The sequence below is a fragment of the Actinomadura sp. NPDC048394 genome (assembly GCF_040651755.1).
GTDB classification, from domain to species: domain Bacteria; phylum Actinomycetota; class Actinomycetes; order Streptosporangiales; family Streptosporangiaceae; genus Spirillospora; species Spirillospora montaniterrae.
This window is the reverse complement of the sequence record NZ_JBEZJL010000008.1, coordinates 21,810-40,571: the sequence shown is the minus strand read 5'-3', so window position 1 is coordinate 40,571 and position 18,762 is coordinate 21,810. Positions and strand designations below refer to the sequence as shown.

15 protein-coding genes and 1 pseudogene are annotated in these 18,762 nt (G+C 73.2%); 9 read left to right on the top strand and 7 right to left on the bottom strand.

Going from position 1 to position 18,762, the window contains the following annotated elements:
- Positions 1-469 precede the first annotated feature (469 nt).
- A pseudogene (gene rho, locus AB0C78_RS07125) lies at positions 470-1,567 on the top strand (transcription termination factor Rho); the annotation flags it as partial.
- Here the strand turns inward: rho and AB0C78_RS07120 are convergent.
- The 3 genes from AB0C78_RS07120 to AB0C78_RS07110 all read right to left on the bottom strand — a co-directional run bounded on the left by AB0C78_RS07120 (position 1,564) and on the right by AB0C78_RS07110 (position 6,325).
- Entirely contained in the window at positions 1,564-3,141 is a 1,578-nt protein-coding gene (locus AB0C78_RS07120; protein ID WP_360742952.1) for a serine/threonine-protein kinase, read from the bottom strand. The pseudogene rho and the gene AB0C78_RS07120 sit on opposite strands and share 4 nt — an antisense overlap.
- A 135-nt stretch (positions 3,142-3,276) precedes the next feature.
- On the bottom strand, positions 3,277-4,851 hold the full coding sequence (locus AB0C78_RS07115; protein WP_360742949.1) for an acyl-CoA synthetase: 1,575 nt from the start codon (positions 4,849-4,851) through the stop codon (positions 3,277-3,279).
- Between the two features lie 172 nt (positions 4,852-5,023).
- A complete protein-coding gene (locus AB0C78_RS07110) occupies positions 5,024-6,325 on the bottom strand; it encodes an esterase-like activity of phytase family protein (protein ID WP_360742946.1) in 1,302 nt (433 codons plus the stop codon).
- Positions 6,326-6,502: 177 nt separating this feature from the next.
- On the opposite strand from AB0C78_RS07110, the gene sigE reads away from it, so the two are divergent.
- The 3 genes from sigE to AB0C78_RS07095 all read left to right on the top strand — a co-directional run bounded on the left by sigE (position 6,503) and on the right by AB0C78_RS07095 (position 8,701).
- The gene (sigE, locus tag AB0C78_RS07105) at positions 6,503-7,033 is read left to right on the top strand and encodes an RNA polymerase sigma factor SigE (RefSeq protein WP_360743358.1); all 531 of its coding nucleotides are present in this window, start codon (positions 6,503-6,505) and stop codon (positions 7,031-7,033) included.
- A 132-nt stretch (positions 7,034-7,165) separates the two neighbouring features.
- Positions 7,166-7,981 (top strand): alpha/beta fold hydrolase, encoded by an 816-nt coding sequence (locus tag AB0C78_RS07100; RefSeq protein ID WP_360742943.1) that lies wholly within the window; start codon positions 7,166-7,168, stop codon positions 7,979-7,981.
- A 171-nt stretch (positions 7,982-8,152) separates the two neighbouring features.
- On the top strand, positions 8,153-8,701 hold the full coding sequence (locus AB0C78_RS07095) for a YceI family protein (RefSeq protein WP_360742940.1): 549 nt from the start codon (positions 8,153-8,155) through the stop codon (positions 8,699-8,701).
- Between the two features lie 108 nt (positions 8,702-8,809).
- Here AB0C78_RS07095 and AB0C78_RS07090 read toward each other — a convergent pair whose 3' ends face one another.
- Positions 8,810-10,159, bottom strand: coding sequence for an ATP-binding protein (locus AB0C78_RS07090; protein ID WP_360742937.1), 1,350 nt, complete (start codon positions 10,157-10,159; stop codon positions 8,810-8,812).
- A gap of 150 nt (positions 10,160-10,309) precedes the next feature.
- On the opposite strand from AB0C78_RS07090, the gene AB0C78_RS07085 reads away from it, so the two are divergent.
- The 3 genes from AB0C78_RS07085 to AB0C78_RS07075 all read left to right on the top strand — a co-directional run bounded on the left by AB0C78_RS07085 (position 10,310) and on the right by AB0C78_RS07075 (position 13,575).
- Positions 10,310-11,779, top strand: a complete 1,470-nt coding sequence (locus AB0C78_RS07085) for a glutamate--cysteine ligase (RefSeq protein ID WP_151543871.1) — start codon at positions 10,310-10,312, stop codon at positions 11,777-11,779.
- Between the two features lie 66 nt (positions 11,780-11,845).
- Positions 11,846-12,529, top strand: coding sequence for a response regulator transcription factor (locus AB0C78_RS07080; protein ID WP_151543870.1), 684 nt, complete (start codon positions 11,846-11,848; stop codon positions 12,527-12,529).
- Positions 12,529-13,575 carry a HAMP domain-containing sensor histidine kinase gene (locus AB0C78_RS07075; RefSeq protein WP_360742932.1) on the top strand — a complete coding sequence of 349 codons (1,047 nt, stop codon included), beginning with the start codon at positions 12,529-12,531 and terminating at the stop codon, positions 13,573-13,575. The genes AB0C78_RS07080 and AB0C78_RS07075 overlap by 1 nt, the downstream gene beginning before the upstream one ends.
- A gap of 68 nt (positions 13,576-13,643) precedes the next feature.
- On the opposite strand, the gene AB0C78_RS07070 is transcribed toward AB0C78_RS07075, so the two are convergent.
- Together AB0C78_RS07070 and AB0C78_RS07065 are read right to left on the bottom strand one after the other, a co-directional pair.
- Positions 13,644-14,198, bottom strand: a complete 555-nt coding sequence (locus tag AB0C78_RS07070; protein WP_360742929.1) for an NUDIX hydrolase — start codon at positions 14,196-14,198, stop codon at positions 13,644-13,646.
- A gap of 2 nt (positions 14,199-14,200) precedes the next feature.
- The gene (locus tag AB0C78_RS07065; RefSeq protein WP_360742926.1) at positions 14,201-14,950 is read right to left on the bottom strand and encodes a GntR family transcriptional regulator; all 750 of its coding nucleotides are present in this window, start codon (positions 14,948-14,950) and stop codon (positions 14,201-14,203) included.
- 120 nt (positions 14,951-15,070) lie between these two features.
- On the opposite strand from AB0C78_RS07065, the gene AB0C78_RS07060 reads away from it, so the two are divergent.
- A complete protein-coding gene (locus AB0C78_RS07060; RefSeq protein WP_151543866.1) occupies positions 15,071-15,298 on the top strand; it encodes a hypothetical protein in 228 nt (75 codons plus the stop codon).
- A 186-nt stretch (positions 15,299-15,484) separates the two neighbouring features.
- On the opposite strand, the gene AB0C78_RS07055 is transcribed toward AB0C78_RS07060, so the two are convergent.
- Positions 15,485-16,762, bottom strand: coding sequence for a helix-turn-helix domain-containing protein (locus AB0C78_RS07055; RefSeq protein WP_360742921.1), 1,278 nt, complete (start codon positions 16,760-16,762; stop codon positions 15,485-15,487).
- Between the two features lie 265 nt (positions 16,763-17,027).
- Here AB0C78_RS07055 and AB0C78_RS07050 point away from each other — a divergent pair, with 265 nt between their 5' ends.
- Complete coding sequence (locus AB0C78_RS07050) at positions 17,028-18,689, top strand: ubiquinol-cytochrome c reductase cytochrome b subunit (RefSeq protein ID WP_360742918.1); 1,662 nt, start codon at positions 17,028-17,030, stop codon at positions 18,687-18,689.
- Positions 18,690-18,762: the final 73 nt, after the last annotated feature.

Below are 18,762 nucleotides of genomic sequence, written 5' to 3'. Positions count from 1 at the left end.
CCGCCGTGGCCGGACGCGGCCGGATCCGAGGACGCACCGATGACCTTGGGGAATGCGCGAACGGCCTCCGGTGCTGTACTGTCAAGGCAGCGCCTTTGATTTCCCGCGCTCCGCGGTTGAGGCGCACTTCTTCCCCGCCCGGGCCATCTGAGAGCCCGGTGATCCCCCGTCCGGACGCGCCGACGAGCGTCCCGGACCGTCGCACAAGGGAGCCGACGTCAGCCCGGTGAACCGAGCTGCATTTCTCGCATTCTCCTCGCGTACGAGCCGCGGGCTCCGCCGCCGTACGCGGGATTCGACTCCAGGGGGCGCGGCGCACACCGCGCCGCCCTGAGAAGGGACCCGTATGTCCACTCCCACACTCACTTCGGAACGCCGCCCCGCCGAGAGCAGGGCGCACGCCGTTCCCAGCGCACGCAAGGGCGCCCAGCAGCAGGCGCGGCGGCCCGCCGCCGACGACCAGCCCGCGGTCCCGTTCCACGGGATCCTCGCCGTCCAGGACAAGCACGCGTTCGTCCGCACGTCCGGGTACCTGCCGGGCAACGACGACGTGCACGTCTCGCTCGCGCAGGTCAAGACGTACCACCTGCGCCCCGGCGATGCCGTCGCCGGCACGGCCCGCCCGCCGAAGAGCGGCCGGGAGAAGTTCGGCGCGCTCGCCACCGTCGAGTCGGTGAACGGGCTGCCGCCCGAGCAGGCCGCCGGCCGCCCCGAGTTCGCCAAGCTGACCCCGCTGTTCCCGGACGAGCGGCTGCGCCTGGACACCGGCCCGCTCGCGACCCGCGTCATCGACCTGGTCGCGCCGATCGGCAAGGGGCAGCGCGGCCTGATCGTGTCGCCGCCGAAGGTCGGCAAGACGATGGTGCTGCAGGCCCTCGCGAACGCGATCAGCCAGAACAACCCCGAGGTGCACCTCATGGTGGTGCTCATCGACGAGCGCCCCGAAGAGGTCACCGACATGCAGCGGACGGTCCGCGGCGAGGTGATCCACTCGACGTTCGACCGGCCCGCGCAGGAGCACACCTCGCTCGCCGAGCTGGCCGTCGAGCGCGCCAAGCGGCTCGTCGAGCAGGGCCACGACGTGGTGATGCTGCTCGACTCGATCACCCGGCTCGGCCGCGCCTACAACCTCGCGGCGCCGTCCAGCAGCCGCATCCTCGCCGGCGGTGTCGCCACCACGGCGATCTACCCGCCGAAGAAGTTCTTCGGCGCCGCCCGCAACATCGAGAACGGCGGTTCGCTGACCATCCTCGCGACCGCGCTGGTGGAGACCGGCTCCCGGATGGACGACGTGTTCTTCGAGGAGTACAAGGGCACCGGCAACATGGAGCTGAAGCTCGACCGGGGCCTCGCCGACCGCCGGGTGTTCCCCGCCGTCGACATCGAGGCGTCCGGCACCCGCCGCGACGAGCTGCTGATGTCGCCCGAGGAGCTCGCACTCACGTGGCGGCTGCGCCGCGCCCTGCAGGGCCTGGAGCGGCAGCAGTCCATCGAGCAGCTGCTGGAGAAGATGAAGGGCACCTCGTCGAACGCCGAGTTCCTGCTCCGCCTCCAGAAGGGCCTCTAGCCCTTCCGCGGCCTGAACGTCCTGAGGACGCGGTCGTAGAGCCGCTGCCCCGGCGTCCAGTGCGCTTCGGGCGCGTGGAAACAGAACTCGTATCCGGCGGCGCGGCTGCACAGCACGTGCTCCCCGCCATGCCCGCCGGCCCCGCCGGACCCGCCGGCGCTGCGACCGCCGTCGCCGTCGCCGTCGCCGTTCCAGGCGAACTCCCATTCCGCGGCGTCCTCGCCCAGGTCAGGGGCGGCCTCCAGGCGCAGCCGGTGGTACCCGGGATACCGGTGCCGCGCCACGGCCCTCCGCTCGGCGGCGCGCAGCCCGTCCAGCGGCCCGCCCGGGGCCGGGGAGATCCGCAGCCCCCGCCCGGACGCCCGGTCCTCCCACTCCATGACGTCGTCGCGCCGCTCGCTCTGCCATCCGGCCGGGACGCGGACCGAGTACGCGCCCTCCTCGGTGTACTTCACCATCTTCGCCTCGACGCCCGCGGCAGGGCGCAGCGCCACCGAGTCGCTCTTGCCGACGGAGTTCCATCGCGCCGTCCACGTGCCGACGCCCGCCGCGACCACCGCGAGGACCGCGACGCTCAGCACGGCGCCGGGCCGCAACCGCCGCCCGACCAGCACCGGGACCCGCAGCGTCCGCCGGACGCGCGCCGCCGCCCCGAGCCGGGACGGCCCTGGCCTCGGCCCGCGCGGTTTCGGCATCGGGACCAGGACGGCGGCCGTCGCGCCCGCCGGTTCGGCGTCCGCGACCTCCTGCAGCATCCGGGCGGCCGTCTCGGCGGACAGCCGGTCCTCGGGACGCTCCCGCAGCAGCCCCTCGATCACCGGGGTGAGCGCCCCCGCCCGGACGGGCCGCGCGTAGTCGCCGAGCAGCACCGCGACCATCGACGCGAGCGCGTGGCAGCGCAGGAACGGCGAGAACCCCTCGACGGCGGTGTACAGGGTCGCGCCGAGCGACCACAGGTCGGACGCCTCGACGCTCGGCAGCCCGTGCACCCGCTCCGGCGCGAGGTAGGCGGGCGACCCCTCGATGCCCGCCGCCATCGTCTCGGCCTGCAGCGGCCCGCCGGGACCGCGGCCCCGGTCGGTGTGCAGCGCGAGCCCGAAGTCGGTGAGCAGGACCCGGCCGTCGTCGCAGACCAGGACGTTGCTCGGCTTCACGTCGCGGTGCAGGATGCCCGCGTCGTGCGCGGCGCGCAGCACCGACAGCACCGCCGCGCCGATCCGCGCCGTCCGCCGCACGCCGAGCGGCCCGCCCTCGCCGACCAGCCGGTTCAGCGAGCACGCCGGCAGGAACTCCATCACGATCCACGGCCGGCCGTCCTCGACGAGGACGTCGTGGACGGCGGCGACGCCGGGATGGCGGAGCGCGGCGGTCGCCCGCGCCTCGGCGAGCAGCCGCCGGCACAGCGCCCGGCGCTCGGCCTCGGTGATGCGGCCGGGCAGGCGGATCTCCTTGACCGCGACGTCGCGGTCCAGCATCTCGTCGTAGGCGCGCCAGACGGTGCCCATGCCGCCGCGGCCGACCACGGAGAGCAGCCGGTACCGCCGCGCGAGCGGTAGCGGCCGGTCCCCGTTCATGGGGAGGTTATGCGCCCGGAATCGGCCCCGCACGCCCCGCCGCCATCAATTCTTTCTTGACCGCTTTCCGGCGCGTCGCTGGTTGCGGAGGACGCCTTTCCCCCGTCCGGCGGAGCCCCCGTCCGGCGGAGTGGATCAGGCGAAGACGGACCTGGCCCATTTGTAGTCGGACTTCCCGACCGCGGTGCGCTGCACCTCGTCGACCACCTTCAGCTCGCGCGGCAGCTTGTAGCCGGCGAGGCGGCCGCGGCAGTGCTCGGTCAGCTCGTCGAGCGTGAGCGTCGCGCCGGGGCGCGGGGAGACGACGGCGGCGACGCGCTGCCCGAACCGCTCGTCCGGCAGGCCCACGACGACGGCGTCGTACACGTCCGGGTGGTCCTTCAGCGCGACCTCGACCTCCTCCGGGTAGACCTTCTCGCCGCCGGTGTTGATCATGAGGGAGCCGCGGCCGAGCAGGGTGATCGTGCCGTCCTCCTCCAGGCTCGCGAAGTCGCCGGGGATCGACCAGCGCGTTCCGTCGGCGTCGGTGAAGAACGTCGACGCGGTCTTCGCCGGGTCGTTGTAGTAGCCGAGCGGGATGTTGCCGCTGCGCGCGAGCTTGCCGATCTGGCCGGGCGCGACCACCTTCAGGTCGTCGTCCAGGACGGTGATGCCCGGCTTCATCATGAACCGGGCCGTGCCCTCCTTGGCGTCCACGGACGGCCCGCACGCGCCGGTCTCGGACGCGCCGTAGTTGTCGAGGAACATGATGTTCGGCAGGTGCTCCCGCAGGGCCGCCTTGGCGCCCTCGGTCAGCGGCGCGCCGCCGGACGCGATCGCCATCAGCGAGGACGTGTCGTACGCGCCCGTCGCGACGGCCTTGGCGACCGGGCGGGCCATCACGTCCCCGACCAGCATCAGCACGTTCGCCTGCTCCTCGGCCAGCAGCGTCAGCGCCTTGCCCGCGTCGAACGCGTGGTCGGTGTAGAGGACGACCTTCGCGCCGCTGAACAGGCCCATGAACGCGACCCACTGGCCGGCGCCGTGCATGACGGGCGCGCAGTCGAGCACGGCCATCGGCGGCTGCTCGGCGTTCGCGGCGATCGCCTCCGGGGTGGCGATGGGGTCGCCGAGGACGTTCCCGCCGCCGAGCGCGCCGAAGAAGATGTCCTCGCAGCGCCACTCGACGCCCTTGGGGTAGCCGGTGGTGCCGCCGGTGTACATGATGTAGCGGTCGTCGCTGGAGCGCTCCGGGAAGCCGTCGCCGGACGCGGCCGCCGCGAGGGCGTCCTCGTACCGGACGGCGTCCGGGATGTCCGCGGATGAGCCGTCCTCCAGGACGACGACGTGCCGCAGCTTCGGCAGGTCGCCGCGGATCTCCTCGACCTTCTCCAGCAGCGACCGCTCCCCGATGAGCGCGACGGAGTCGGAGTCGGACAGCACGTGGTGCAGCTCGGCGGCGACGTACCGGTAGTTCACCGGGATCGGCACGGCGCGGATCTTGAACGCGCCGATCATCGCCTCGACCCACTCCGCCCGGTTGTAGGCGAGGATCGCGACGTGCTCGCCGGCCTGGACGCCCGCCGCGGCCAGATGGTGGCCGACCCGGCTCGCCCGCTCGTTGAGCTGCGCGTACGTGCGCCGCTCGTCCCCGGCGACGAGGGCGGGCCGGTCGGGGCCCGCCGCCGCCAGGATTTCGAGCAGATCGGCCAGGTTGTAGCTGCGCGCCATGCCACGTCCTCGGATGTCGGGGTGGGTGGGGACGCCTCCGATCATCCTCGGCGACCGGTGATCGGCTCAATGCCTGTTGTCATCGAGTCCAATGAGTTCGGTCACACGGTGCCGGCCCGCACCGCGTGCCCGTACTGCGCGTCCGGTCAGGGCGTCCGCTCAGCGCGTTCGGTCAGCGCGGCAGCGGGACGTACGTCAGCCTGGTCGGGACGCCGCTGTCGACCAGCCGGCCGTCCGGGCCGAACGTGCCGAGCCCGAAGTCGTTGTCGTTGATCACCGCCAGCGTGCGGCTGTCGGCGAGCGCTACGCCCTCGATCTTGCCGGGGACGCCCGGGACCGTGCCGAGGTCCACGGACAGGGTCTTCGGCAGCGGCGCGATGCCCGACGCGGACTGCTCCAGCGACGGGGTCGTCGCCTCGTCGTCCCAGCGCATGCCGAGGATGTCGGTGGCCTTGCGCAGGTCGACCCGGTAGAGCTTCGCGACGTTGTCGGTCCGCTCGTCCACCAGCAGCTCGTGGTCGTTCACGGCGGTCAGCGCGGAGATCTTCATCTCCTTCTGGTCGCCGCAGTCGGCCGGGTCGAACGCGCACACGTCCTCGAACCGGTACGCGTACTCGCCGGACACGGCGCCCTTCCGGAGGTCGAACCGGAACACGCGCGCGATCCGCGACTTCTTGTACGCGCTCTTGTCCGGATTCGACAGCGGGCTCTGCACCGCGACGTACAGAGACTTACCGTCGGGAGATACGGTCAACCCCTCGAAGCCACGGTTTTCGGTCCGCTTGTTCAGGATCGAAGGCAGCACCGCCTTCACCGGGTAACCGGGCTTCCCCGTCCACCCCTGCGGGACGTACCGCTCGACGACCCGTCCGCGGGCGTCCAGGTGCAGCAGCGACGGGCCGTACTCCTCCGCCACCCAGAAGTCGCCGTCCTTCGTCCGGACGAGCCCTTCGGAGTCGATGCCGTCGGCGTTGTAGGCGAGCCGCGTCTTCCCGTCGAAGCTGTACGGCGCCGACTCGCGGCCCTCGACGTTCGGCAGGCCCGTCACCGGGCGGCCGACCGCGTTCGTGATGGGCAGCGCCCGGGTGACCTTGATCGAGCCCTTGCGGACCCGCAGCTTCACGATCGTCGGGTCGAACGACGGGACGGGGAACGTCACGCGGTCCTCGCCGTCCACGGTGACCGTGCCGTTCGGGCCGCGGTCGGTGATCGCCCAGAACTCGTCGGCCGGGGCGCCCTTCTCGTGGAACAGGTCGCTGCCGATCCCGCCGAGCGCGATCCCGTGGTCGTCGGCGATGCTGCCGGGCAGCAGCCCGTTCTGGAACCGCGCGAGCGGAATGCGCGGAAGCGTCGCGCTCGCCGGGGACGGCCGGGACGCGGCGAGCGCCGTCCCGGGGGCGAGCACGGCGGCGGAACCGGCCGCGAGGGCGAGGCCGGCGATGAGCGTCCGGTAAGGAAATGAGCGATCTGTCACAGGCGGGACCGTAGAGCCCGCGGGTGTCCGGACGATGATCCCCAGGTGAAGGGCCGGATCGTCCGGCAGCCGGATCCGGCCACGCCGGAGGCTTCTTACACCGGTCTTATCTGGGTACCGGCATGCTTGGCCGTAACGATTTCGTATCAGACGGGGGTCGTGGTGAGCGCAGGCACGATGGCGTGGACTCCTCCAACGTGGGAGGAGATCGTCACCGAGCACTCCACAAGGGTGTTCCGGCTGGCGTACCGCCTTACCGGCAACCGGCACGACGCCGAGGACCTGACCCAGGACGTGTTCATCCGGGTCTTCCGCTCGCTGTCGTCCTACAGCCCCGGCACGTTCGAGGGCTGGCTGCACCGCATCACCACCAACCTGTTCCTCGACCGCGCCCGCCGCAAGCAGCGCATCCGCTTCGACGCGCTCGCCGACGACGCCGCCGAGCGGCTCCAGGGCCGCGAGCCGAGCCCCGCCCAGTCCTACGACGAGCGCCACCTCGACGCCGACATCCAGAAGGCCCTGGACGGCCTCGCCCCCGAGTACCGCGCCGCCGTCGTGCTGTGCGACATCGAGGGCCTCACCTACGAGGAGATCGCCGCGTCCCTCGGGGTGAAGCTCGGCACCGTCCGCTCCCGCATCCACCGGGGCCGCGCCCAGCTGCGCAACGCCCTGGAGCACCGCCGCCCCGCCGAGGTCACCCCGACCTGACCGCCCGCAGCGGTCACCCCGACCTGACGGTCCCGGCCGCCCGCCGCGGCGCCCCGGCCCGGCGGCCCCTGTGCCATCGCGTGACCAGCGTCACTAGTGACCGGCGAGTAACTTCGGGCTTACCCTCGGCGCGTGGACATCGTCTTCGACCGCCGCGGCGAGGGCCCGCCGCTGGTCCTGCTGCACGGCATCGGCCACCGCCGGCAGGGCTGGTCCCCGGTCCTGGACCTGCTCGCCGCGGAACGCGACGTCATCGCCGTCGACCTGCCCGGCTTCGGGGAGTCCCCGCCGCTGCCCGACGGCACCCCCTACACGCTCGACTCCGCCATCGACGTCCTCGCCGCGGCGTTCGCCGACCTCGGCCTGGACCGCCCGCACATCGCCGGCAACTCGCTCGGCGGCCTGTTCGCCCTCGAGGCCGCCGACCGCGGCCTGGTCAGCTCCGCGACGGTGCTGTCGCCCGCGGGCTTCTTCAACGCCGCCGAACTGCGCTACGCGTCCTCGGTGCTGCGCGCGTCCCGGCTCGGCGCCCGCGTCCCCGACGCCGTGCTGACCCGGCTGGCCCGCTCCCCGCGCCGCCGCGCCGCCATGTTCGGCATGATCTACGGCCGTCCCGACCTCATGGACCTGGAGGCCCTCACCGGCGACGCCCGCGCGATGCGCGACGCCGCCGGCTTCGAGCCGACGCTCCGCGCCGGCCGCGCCACCCGGTTCGCCGGCTCGTGCGCGGACGTCCCGGTCACCATCGCGTGGGGCACCAAGGACCGGCTGCTGCTGCGCAGCCAGGCCGTCCGGGCGCAGCGCCGCCTCCCGCACGCCCGGTTCGTCTGGCTGGAGGGCTGCGGCCACGTCCCCATGGCCGACGACCCGCCGCAGGTCGCCCGCGTCCTGCTGGACGGCAGCGCGCACCCGCTCCTCGGCGCCCGTCCCGAGACCGCCGCGTCCTAGCCCGCGTCCTAGCCCGGGTCCTAGCCCGCGTCCTAGGCCCGCCTCCTGGCCGGCGGCCGGCGAAGAGCCCGCCGCCGGGCGGGAACAAGGGGCGGTTGACATGTGTTTGAGCCTTCAACTAACCTCGGGTTAGTCGTTGAATTTTCAAGCACTAGCGCCACTGGAGTCACCATGAGCATCGACACCATCGCCCCGGGCCTGACCGCCGGCACCTGGAACATCGACCCCACCCACTCCGAGGTCACCTTCTCCATCCGGCACCTGATGACCAAGGTGCGCGGGTCCTTCACCGAGTTCTCCGGCTCCGTGCAGATCGCCGAGGACCTCGCCGGCTCCACCGCCACCGCCGAGATCAACGTGGCCTCCCTCGACACCCGCAACGCCGACCGCGACGCCCACGTGCGCACCGCGGACGTGCTGGACGTCGAGAACCACCCGACCATGACCTTCAACACCAAGGGCGTGCGCGCCGAGGGCGGCGAGTACTACCTGGACGGCGACCTGACCATCAAGGGCGTCACCCGCCCGGTCACCCTGACCGTCGAGTTCAACGGCGTCGCCGAGGACCCGTGGGGCGGCACGCGCGCCGGGTTCTCCGCCGAGACCACGATCAACCGCAAGGACTGGGGCATCGAGTTCAACGTGCCCCTGAAGGGCGAGGGCGCCCTGCTGGGCGACAAGGTCAACCTCCAGCTGGAGATCCAGGCCGTCCGCGCCTGAGCGGCGCCTGGCGCAAAGAACCATCCTCCTGGGCGCCCACCCCGCACGGGCGCCCACCGGAAAGGGCCGTTCCACACCCCGTGGACGGCCCTTTCCGCCGTCCAGGGGTCATTCCGGGGCCAGCGGGAGGCGGAGCGCGAAGCGGGCGCCGCGCGCGTCGTCCTCGACGCGCAGCGTGCCGCCGTGCGCCTCCGCGATCTCCCGGGCGATGGCGAGGCCCAGGCCGGTGCCCCCGGCGCCCCGGCTGCGCGCGGTGTCCAGGCGGGTGAACCGCTCGAAGACGCGCTCGCGGTCCGCGGGCGCGATGCCGACGCCGTCGTCGGTCACGGTGAGCAGCGCGTGCTCGCCGTCGCGGACCGCCTCCACCGCGATGACGCGGTCGGCGTACCGCTCGGCGTTGTCCAGCAGGTTGCCCAGCAGCCGGACGAGCTGCATCCGCACGCCCCGCACCGTCACGCCGTGCGCGAGCTCCTTCTCGATCTTCACCTGGAAGGTGCGGCGGCCGATCTCCGCGCCGGCCAGCGCGGACAGGTCGATCGGCTCCTGCGCGACCGTCCCGCCCGTCCCGATCCGGGCGAGCAGCAGCAGGTCGGTGACGATCGACTCCAGCCGGTCGGTGTCGTGCAGCGCCTGCTCGACGACGGCGGGCAGGTCGTTGTCCTCGGGGTGCATCGAGGCGTCCTCGAGGTTGGCGCGCAGCCCGGCGATCGGGGTGCGCAGCTCGTGCGAGGCGTCCGAGGCGAACTGCCGCTGCCGCCCGACCGCCGACTCCAGCCGGTCGAGGGTCGCGTTCGCGGTGCGGGCGAGCTGCGCGATCTCGTCCTCGCCGGGCGGCTCCGGGACCCGCCGGCTCAGATCGGTGGCGCTGATCTCGGCGAGCTGGGCGCGGATCGCCTCGACGGGGCCGAGCGTCCGGCCGACGACCCGCCAGGTGATCCAGGCGGCGAGCCCGGCGAGGGCCGCCACCCCGGCCGCGAGCAGCCCCTCCAGCAGCCCGTTGACCAGGTAGGACGGCATCGGCTCTGCCGCGTACACCACGACGGAGTCGGGTGCGGTGGTGGCGCGGATCGCCTCCGCGACCAGGCAGCGCCGGTGCGGCCAGCTCCCGCGGCACTCGGTGAAGTCGCGCACCCGCAGCCCCGGGGACGGCCAGAGCCGGCTGACCGGCGGGCGTCCCGCGGCGGCCGGGGTGGCCTCCCGGACGAGCCCGCCCGGCTCGACGACCTGCACCAGCACGCGGCCGCCGCTGTCGTCGGGGATCGGGCCGCGCAGCGTGCCGTCGCGGACGCCGCCGCTGACCCGCCGCGCGTCGACCTGGGTGCGCTGCAGCAGGTCGGCCCGGACGATCGTGCGGACGGCGAAGTCGACGCCGGCGGCGGTGACGCCCCAGACGAGGGCCGCGATGATCGCGGCGACGACGGTGTCCCGGGCCCTGATCGACCGGGGGCGCATCCGCATGCATCACAGAGTGTCACGGGATACCGGGTCGCCGGTACAGGTTACCGGCCAGTCACTAAACGTGGCCCGAAATCACCCGCCGGGTTTTCCACCCCCTCCGCCGGGACATCCCGTTTTATGACGGTTCCTCCGAAGCACAGGGACGGACACATGGGCAGGGACGTGGCTTCGGTCACCATCAGCGGCGAGGACCGCCGGCGCTACCGCGACAAGGTCCGCAGGTGCCTGGACGTACTGGCCCGCATGCTCGGCGAATCCCAGTTCGACTTCGAACGGCCCCACATCGGCCTGGAGATCGAGCTCAACCTGATCGACGAGCTCGGCGACCCCCTGATGCGCAACGCCGACGTGCTCAAGGCCATCGCCGACCCGGCCTGGGCCACCGAGCTCGGCCAGTTCAACCTGGAGATCAACATTCCGCCGCGCGAGCTCGGCGGCGAGGGCACCGGCGCCCTGGAGACCGAGGTCCGCGACCAGCTCGAGCACGCCGAGGACCGGGCCGGCGAGGTCGGCGGCGAGCTCGTCATGATCGGCGTGCTCCCGACCTTACGGCGCAGCGACATCGGCGAGGAGACCCTCTCCTCCAACGCCCGCTACAAGATGCTCAACGACCAGATCTTCCGCGCGCGCGGCGAGGAGATGCACATCGCCATCGACGGCCCCGAACCGCTGCGCATGCACACCGACACGATCCTCCCCGAAGCCGCCTGCACCAGCGTCCAGTTCCACCTCCAGGTGAGCCCCGACCAGTTCGGCGCCTACTGGAACGCCGCCCAGGCCGTCGCGGGCGCGCAGGTCGCGATGGCCGCGAACTCCCCGTTCCTGTTCGGGCACCGGCTCTGGCACGAGACCCGCATCACCCTGTTCGAGCAGGCCACCGACACCCGCCCCGACGAGCTGAAGTCCCAGGGCGTCCGGCCCCGCGTCTGGTTCGGCGAGCGCTGGATCACCTCCGTCTTCGACCTGTTCGAGGAGAACACCCGCTACTTCCCATCACTGCTCCCGCTCTGCGACGACGAGGACCCGCTCGCCGTCCTCGACGAGGGCGGCATCCCCGAACTCGGCGAGCTGACCCTGCACAACGGCACCATCTACCGCTGGAACCGGCCCATCTACGCCGTCGTCAAGGGCCGCCCCCACCTGCGCATCGAGAACCGCGTGCTGCCCGCCGGGCCGTCCGTCGCCGACGTCGTCGCCAACGGCGCTTTCTACTACGGCGTCGTCCGCATGCTCGCCGAGCAGGACCGTCCCGTCTGGACGCGGATGTCCTTCAACACCGCCGAGGAGAACCTGCACCGCGCCGCCCGCGACGGCATCGACGCCACCCTCTACTGGCCCGGCGTCGGCGAGGTCCCGGCCGCCGAGCTCATCCTGCGCAAGCTGCTCCCCCTCGCCCACGAGGGCCTCGACCGCTGGGGCGTCGACCCGGCCCGCCGCGACCGGCTCCTCGGCATCATCGAGCGCCGCTGCGTCACCGGCCGCACCGGCGCCGCCTGGCAGATCGCCACCGTCGACGCCATCGAGGAGTCCACCGCCGCCCCCCGCCACGAGGCCCTCCGCCTCATGACCCGCCGCTACGTCGAGAACATGCGCACCAACGCCCCCGTCCACGAGTGGTGACCCGTCTACACAGGATCTGCACAAGTCGGGCACGGGGTGGTCGTGCGGTGTGCTTAGAGTGCGCGTGTGAGCGAGACGCGGATCCTGGTGGTGGAGGACGAGCCGACGATCGCGCGGGCGGTGGCGGACCGGCTGGCCGCGGAGGGGTTCGCGGTCGACACGGCGGCGGACGGGCCGTCCGCCGTGGAGCGGGCCCGCGCGTTCGGGCCGCACCTCATCGTGCTGGACGTGATGCTGCCCGGCTTCGACGGCCTGGAGGTGTGCCGGCGCGTGCAGGCGGAGCGCGCGACGCCGGTGCTGATGCTGACGGCCCGTGACGACGAGACGGACCTGCTGGTCGGGCTCGGCGTCGGCGCCGACGACTACGTGACGAAGCCGTTCAGCATGCGGGAGCTGGTGGCGCGGATCCGGGCGGTGCTGCGCCGCGTGGAGCGGCCCGGGGTGGACGCGGCGGGGCACGGGCCGATGCGGGCCGGGCCGGTCGAGGTGGATCCGCGGGCGCGGCGGGTGCGCCGCGACGGCCGCGAGGTGCACCTGACGCCGACGGAGTTCGACCTGCTCGCGTGCCTGGTCCGGAACCGGGGCGCGGTGCTGACCCGCGCGGTCCTGCTGGAGCAGGTGTGGGACTGGGCGGACGCGTCCGGGACGCGGGTCGTCGACAGCCACGTGAAGGCGCTGCGCCGCAAGCTCGGGCAGGGCCTCATCCGCACGGTGCACGGGGTCGGCTACAGCCTGGAGGCCGCGCAGTGATGGAGGCGAGGGTTTTCCACAGGCTGTGGACGAGGTGGCCGCGGCCGCTGGACCCGCTCCGGTCCATCAAGATGAAGTTCGGCGTCGTCGTGGTGGTGACGGCGTGCGTCGCGGTGCTCATCGTCCTGTGGGGGTACCCGCTGGGGTTCCGGGCGCGGCAGACGATGCCGGTCGGGGTGCTGATCTCGCTGGTGGTGATCCAGCTCCTCGCGCACGGGATGACGGCGCCGCTGCGGGAGATGACGGCGGCGGCGCGGGCGATGGCGCGCGGCGACTACAGCCGCCGGGTGCGGGCCACGTCGCGGGACGAGGTCGGCGAGCTGGCGCAGGCGTTCAACCGGATGGCGGCGGACCTCGCGGAGGTGGACCGGCAGCGCCGCGAGTTCGTCGCGAACGTCTCGCACGAGCTGCGGACGCCGATCAGCGCGCTGCGGGCGGTGCTGGAGAACGTCGCGGACGGCGTCACGCCCGCGACGCCGGACGTCCTGGAGTCGGCGCTCGACCAGACCGAGCGGCTCGGCCGGCTCGTCACGCAGCTGCTGGACCTGTCGCGGGTGGAGGCGGGCGCGGCGCCGCTCGACCTGGACGAGCTGGACGTGGCGGCGTTCATCGGGGACGTGACGGCGGAGGCGGCGGCGGGCCATCCGGACGCGCGGTTCGAGGCGGACGTGCCGCCGGGCCTGCGCGCGACCGCCGACCGCGACCGGCTGCACCAGGTCGTCGCGAACCTGCTGGACAACGCGGCGAAGCACGGCCCGGCGGGCCGTCCGGTGACGGTGACGGCGCGGCCCGGCGCGGCGCCCGGCGGGCTGGTCATCGAGGTCGCCGACGAGGGGCCGGGCATCCCGCCGGAGGAGCGCGCGCGGGTGTTCGAGCGGTTCTCGCGCGGCGCGGCGAACGGCCGGGCCGGGACGCCGGGCGGCGGGACGGGCCTGGGCCTCGCCATCGCGAACTGGGCGACGGAGCTGCACGGCGGCGACATCACCGTCCTCGACACGGACGAGGGCTGCCGGATCCGCGTCGCCTTGCCCGGCCCCCCGCGCTGACCCGCGCCGACCCGCGCCGCGCCGCGGTGGCCCCGCGCCGAGCCGTCGGCGTCGCGGCTCGCCGCAGGTCAGCGGTGTTCGTGGAGGGTGAGGAGGGTGTAGGCGGCGACGGTGGAGTCGTCGGTGACGCGGCCGTCGCGGATCATCTCGAGGAACTCGGCGCGCGGGACCAGGCGCTGCCGCATGTCCTGCTCCTCGGGTTCGCGGTCGGCCTCGCCCGCCTTCAGGTCGGTGGCGAGGAAGACGTCGAAGCCCTGGCCGCTCGTCCCGTGCGAGCAGTTCAGGTGGCCGAGGTGGGTGAGGGCCCCGGCGCGCAGGCCGGTCTCCTGGGCGAGTTCGAGGCGGGCGAGCTCCTCGGGCTCGGCGCTCTGCCGGTCGGGCAGCGAGCCCTGCGGGAAGCACCAGGTGCGCTTCCCGATCGGGTACCGGAACTCCTCCACCATGTGGAAACCGTCGCCCTCGACCGGGATGACCAGCGCGAAGTCCGGTTTCTCGATGATGCCGTAGATGCCGCGCGACCCGTCGAGGCGCTCGACCTCGTCCTCGCGGACGAGCATCCACGGGTTCTCGTAGACGACCCGCGAGCCGACGCGGCGGACGGCGGGCTCCTGCTCTTCGCTCATCTTCAGGCTCCCGGGCCGTAGCGGTACACGAGCTCGTGCCGGTCGCCCACCACGACGCGGTGGGTGACCTCGACGACGCGGCCGTTCTCGTCGGTGCCGCGCCGCCACAGCGTGAGGACGGGCTGCTCGGGGCCGATCCGCAGCGTCTCCTGCTCGTCGGCGCGGGGCAGCCGGCAGGTGACGGTCTCCTCGAAGGCGATGCGGTGCCCGGCCTCCTCGAGCCGCGAGTAGATCCCGCCGGGGCCGGTGTCGATCTCGCGCAGCCGCGGGATCTCGTCGACGATGTCGAGGATCACCCAGGTGGTGGCGGTCTGCACGGGCGGCTCGCCCTCGACGCCCTGGACGCGCGCCCGTTCCAGCACCCGCGTGCCGGGCGGGACGTCCAGGTGCCGGGCGAGCCGTTCGCCCGCCTCGATCTCGGCGACGGTGGTGCGGGTGAACGGGCGGCGGCCGTCCTTCTGCGCGGACACGTGGAAGCCGCGCCAGGCGCCGACCTGCCGGGTGATGTCGGACGCGGCGCGCCGCACCGGCGCGGCCGTCCGGACCTGGACGCCGGCGCCGTGCCGGGCCTCGACGAGGCCCTGCTCGGCGAGCATCCGCAGCGCGCGGCGGACGGTGGAGCGGTCGGCGCCGAACGCGCGGGCGAGGTCGCGCTCGGACGGCAGCCAGGCGCCGGGTTCCAGCTCGCCCTCGACGATGCGGGCGGCGAGCGCGCTGGTGATCGCCTGGGCCTTGGTGGGGGGACGCGGCATACCGGATCCTTCTCTGCTGCCTGCCGGGAAGCCTTGCAGGCATTCTGCCGAACCCGGCGCGGGACCGGGGTGGTCGGCCTAGGGTAGACCTACCATAGGCCGACCAAGGAGTCCGCGTCGATGTCGCTGATCACCTGCATGCCCGGCTGGCACGGCGAACGCTCGGAGCGGGGGCTGAGGGCCACCCGGGTCACCCCATTGTCGGACTACCAGCTGCTCAACGGCTGCCTGGAGGAGATCACCGCGCTGGACGAGGGCGAGCTGTGGCTGCTGTGCGACGCGCAGACCCGCCTCGCCGAGCGCGTCGCCACCGCCGAACGCCTCCGCGGCGGCGTCCGCTTCGGCTGACCGCCGCGCGGCGTTCCGGACCGGCCGCGACGCGCGATTCGGCCGACCCGGAGCGCCCAGCCGCAGCGTCGGGTCCGGCCGACCCGGAGCGTCCGGCCGCAGCGTCGGGTCCGGCCGTCCCGGAGCGTCCGGCCGCAGCGTCGGGTTCGGCCGGTCGGGGCGCCCGGTCCGGCCGTCCGGGCCGTGTCAGGTGCGGCGGAAGGTGACGACCTCGGCGCTGTCGCCGACCGCCTCGCGGGCCTGCGGGATGATGCGCTCGCCCGCGTTGTCGGCGAGCAGCGCCCGGGCCCGCAGCACGATCTCCAGGTCGAAGCGCAGGTCCGGGTCGAGGAGCTGGTCGCCGAACAGCTCCTCCAGCTGCCGCAGCCGGTACCGGACGGTCTGCGGGTGGACGTGCAGCCGCATCGCGACCTCGTTGGCGTTGCGGCCCGACTGCAGCCACGCGAGCAGCGTCTCGGCGAGCCGGTCCTGCTGGCTGGCGCGCAGGTGCGACAGCGGCGCGAGGCGCAGGTCGGCGAGGGAGGTGATGAGCCCCTCGTCCTGGAACAGGATCAGCGTCGACATGTGCTCGACGCTGCGGATGACGCCGTCGTGGGCCTCGATGACGCCGCGCTGGACGAGGCACAGCGTCTTGCGCGCCCACTGGATCGACCGGGCCGCCTCCATCAGCGGGACGGTCGGGCCGACGACGGCGAGGGTGCCGGACAGGGCGCGGTCGACGAGCTTCGCGCGGCCGGGGCCGTCCGGGTCGGGGATGATCAGGCTGGGGGTGCGGCGGGTCAGGTCCGCGAGCACGTCCGGCGGGAACGCGGGCTGCCGGGTGTCCTGCCCGGGACGGCCGAGGGCGACGGCGGCGACGGTGCGGGGCAGCGGCCAGTGCGCGGCGGCGGCGAGGTCGGCGATGGCCTCCTGCGCGGCGGGCGGGTCGGCGAACAGCAGGTCGAGCAGGCGCTTGCGGCGGCGCTGCATCTCGCCCGCGACGGCGGCCTTGGCCTGCGAGAACCCTTCGGCGGCGGCCTTGGCCAGCTCGTCCTGGAACTGCATCAGGGCCTCCCCGACGGCGCCCAGGGTGCGGGGCGAGACCTGCTGGGCCTCGGCGCCCTCGGTGATCCGCCGCCAGGCGACCATGCCGCCGACGCGCATCGCGGACTGCATCGCGTCGAGGCTGCGGCCCTCGCCGGCCTCGCCGCGGCCGATGGCGCGGAAGAAGTCGGTGACGGAGGCGGGCTCGTGGCCGGGATCGGCCACCCGGTCGACGAAGTAGTGCAGCACGCGCTCGACGGCCTGGCGCAGCGTCCCCGAGTAGGAGCCGTCGCCGGGGCGGTCGTACTCGCGGACCTTGGTCTGGATCTCCTGGATCATGTCGTCGGCCACCTCGTCGAGGTGCGGCCTCATGTGATCCGCCAGTTCCCTGGGCAGATCCGCCCACGGGCGCCCGAACGTGGTCGAACCGTCGTCCGACACGGAACCTCCCCGCCGCTCGTCCCCCTGCGTTGCGCGCCGTACACACGGGGTAATTACTTACTTATGGGACTCGTGTGGGGCAAATCATGACCCGTGGCGTGCCCGGGCGCAAAGTCTAGGTCGAGATACGACCAGGTTCGGCCGGTCGGTTCGATGGTTATCCACAGTCGGCGCGACCCCTGGCCTGACCGCCCGTCCGGTGCGACAGTGAAGGCACAGCAGAGCAGGCGCACGTCCCGGACCAGCAGGCGTGAGGTGGTGCCCGGTGCCCGCGAGCCCAGCCGACCGCGTCCCCCCGAAGGCCCTCGCCGCCCCCGGCCGCGCCGTCGACGAGCGGTTCGGCGGCGCCGCGTTCGCGCGCAAGGCGCTCCGCAAGGCGTTCCCGGACCACTGGAGCTTCCTGCTCGGCGAGATCGCCATGTACTCGTTCCTCATCATCGTGCTGACCGGGGTGTTCCTCACCCTGTTCTTCGTCCCGAGCATGAACGAGACGGTCTACGACGGGTCGTACGTGCCGCTGAAGGGCGTGCGGATGAGCGAGGCGTACGCCTCCGCCCTGCACATCAGCTTCGACGTGCGCGGCGGGCTGCTCATGCGGCAGATCCACCACTGGGCCACCGACGTCTTCATGGCGGCCATCGCCGTCCACCTGCTGCGCAACTTCTTCACCGGCGCGTTCCGCAAGCCCCGCGAGCTGAACTGGCTGATCGGGATCCTGCTGTTCATGCTGGTGATGGTGAACGGCCTGTTCGGCTACTCGCTGCCGGACGACCTGCTGTCCGGCACCGGCATCCGGATCCTGGAGGGCGTGCTCGCCTCCGTCCCGCTCGTCGGCTCGTACCTGGTGATGTTCGTGTTCGGCGGCGAGTTCCCCGGCACCGACATCATCCCGCGGCTGTACATCGTCCACATCCTGCTGATCCCGGGTATCCTGCTCGCGCTGATCCCGCTGCACGCCGTCGTGCTGACGTGGCGGCAGACGCACACCCAGTTCCCAGGGAAGGGCAGCACGAACACGACCGTCCGCGGCTACCCGTTCTTCCCCGTCTTCATCGCCAAGACCACCGCGTTCTTCCTGTGGGTCTTCGGGGTCACCGCGCTGCTCGCGACGTTCTTCCAGATCAACCCCATCTGGCTGTTCGGCCCGTACGACCCCGGCGCGATCAGCTCCGGCTCGCAGCCCGACTGGTACATGGGCTGGCTCGAGGGGTCGCTGCGGATGATGCCGGCCTGGGAGATCAACGCGTGGGGCCACACCGTCCCGATGAACGTGCTCGTCCCGGCGCTCGGCGTGCCGGGCCTGCTGTTCACCGGCCTCGCCGCCTACCCGTTCGTCGAACGCTGGGTGACGGGCGACAGCCGCGTCCACCACCTGCTCGACCGGCCCCGCGACGTCCCGGCCCGCACCGGCATCGGCATGGGCGGCGTCGTCTTCTACGGGGTGCTCTGGGCCGCGGGCGGCAACGACGTCATCGCCGACCGGTTCGACATCCCGCTGTTCTGGACGACCTGGTTCTTCCGCTGCGCGATCATCCTCGGCCCGGTCCTCGCCTACGCCGTCGCGTACCGCATCTGCCTCGGCCTCCAGCGCCGCGACCTCGGGCTCGTCCGGCACGGCCTGGAGACCGGCGTCATCCGGCGCCTCCCGAACGGCGAGTACATCGAGGTGGAACGCCACCTCCCGGCCGAGGAGACCGCGGCGATCACCGACGACCGCCCGCCCGCCGCCGTGTCGCTGGCGCGTCCGGACACCAAGGGCGTCCAGGCGCCGGAGCGGCGCTCCGGCCTCGGCCGCGTCCGCGTCGCGCTGAACCGCCGCTTCGTCCACGACCTCGCCGCCCCCGACCGCACCACCACCCGCGCGGGCCCCGACCACGGAGCCCCCGAGCACACGGCGGAAGAGGAGCGGCCCGCGCTAGGCCCCTGAGCCCCGCGGTGGGTGTGCCCGCGCGCGGCGGACCCCGGCTCCCCCCGAAGCCGGCGGCCCGCCCGCGCGGCCT

Bases quoted from the DNA above. Each gene is read 5' to 3' on its own strand.
- AB0C78_RS07120 (WP_360742952.1), bottom strand. From the start codon at position 3,141: ATGAACGGGGACCGGCCGCTACCGCTCGCGCGGCGGTACCGGCTGCTC.
- AB0C78_RS07115 (WP_360742949.1), bottom strand. From the start codon at position 4,851: ATGGCGCGCAGCTACAACCTGGCCGATCTGCTCGAAATCCTGGCGGCG.
- sigE (WP_360743358.1), top strand. From the start codon at position 6,503: ATGGCGTGGACTCCTCCAACGTGGGAGGAGATCGTCACCGAGCACTCC.
- AB0C78_RS07095 (WP_360742940.1), top strand. From the start codon at position 8,153: ATGAGCATCGACACCATCGCCCCGGGCCTGACCGCCGGCACCTGGAAC.
- AB0C78_RS07090 (WP_360742937.1), bottom strand. From the start codon at position 10,159: ATGCGGATGCGCCCCCGGTCGATCAGGGCCCGGGACACCGTCGTCGCC.
- AB0C78_RS07085 (WP_151543871.1), top strand. From the start codon at position 10,310: ATGGGCAGGGACGTGGCTTCGGTCACCATCAGCGGCGAGGACCGCCGG.
- AB0C78_RS07075 (WP_360742932.1), top strand. From the start codon at position 12,529: ATGGAGGCGAGGGTTTTCCACAGGCTGTGGACGAGGTGGCCGCGGCCG.
- AB0C78_RS07070 (WP_360742929.1), bottom strand. From the start codon at position 14,198: ATGAGCGAAGAGCAGGAGCCCGCCGTCCGCCGCGTCGGCTCGCGGGTC.
- AB0C78_RS07065 (WP_360742926.1), bottom strand. From the start codon at position 14,950: ATGCCGCGTCCCCCCACCAAGGCCCAGGCGATCACCAGCGCGCTCGCC.
- AB0C78_RS07060 (WP_151543866.1), top strand. From the start codon at position 15,071: ATGTCGCTGATCACCTGCATGCCCGGCTGGCACGGCGAACGCTCGGAG.